This is a genomic window from Chitinophaga sp. RAB17 (assembly GCF_052114225.1).
In the GTDB taxonomy this organism is placed as follows: Bacteria; Bacteroidota; Bacteroidia; order Chitinophagales; family Chitinophagaceae; genus Chitinophaga.
The window spans coordinates 1-713 of record NZ_JBFREI010000048.1 but is presented as its reverse complement, the minus strand read 5'-3'; the positions used below and the strand labels follow the sequence as shown (position 1 = coordinate 713).

At 51.6% G+C, this 713-nt stretch carries 1 protein-coding gene; it reads right to left on the bottom strand.

Annotation, left to right across the window (positions count from 1 at the left end; genetic code table 11):
- Nucleotides 1-713 (bottom strand): AMP-binding protein (locus AB4Z08_RS35795; protein WP_441578572.1); only part of this gene is annotated, 713 nt, incomplete at both ends.

Here is a 713-nt window from a genome sequence, read left to right as displayed (position 1 = left end):
TATTCCGGCAAGCGGCTGCGCAGGTATTCCAGGATATGGTCCCGGTCAAAGTCTGCGGCCACTACGTAACCGATCAATCGTTTGCTGCCGGTTTTATCTTCACGGGCAATCACAACACCCTGGCTCACACCCGCACAGGACGACAGCACGCGGCTGATCTCTCCCGGCTCTACACGGTAACCACGGATCTTCACCTGGTCGTCCACACGACCCATAAATACGATGTTGCCATCGGGCAGATATTTTACGAGATCCCCCGTGCGGTACAGTGTTACACCGTCTGAAGGAAAATAAGGATCGTTGATAAACCGGCCTGCTGTCAGGTCTGCATTGTTCAGATAACCCGCCGCTACTCCTTCACCGCCTATATATAGTTCGCCGGGAACGCCCACCGGGCAACGCTGTCTGGCATCATTCAACACATAAATACGCGTATTGGAAAATGGTTTACCTACGGGCACCACACTATCGTATATACGTTCACGTGATACCACGTGCAATAATTTACCTACTGTTGTTTCTGTTGGACCATAGTGATTCACTACGGTGCAGGTACTGCCTGATGCCCGGATATTATCTATCACGGCAGCTTCCAGCGCTTCACCGCCAAAAATCAGCAGTTTACCCGGCAGCAGCAAACGGTCCGGATCAGACAATGCCTTCCAGTGAGAGGGCACAATCTTGATGCAGTCTACCGCATGCTGTTCAAAATA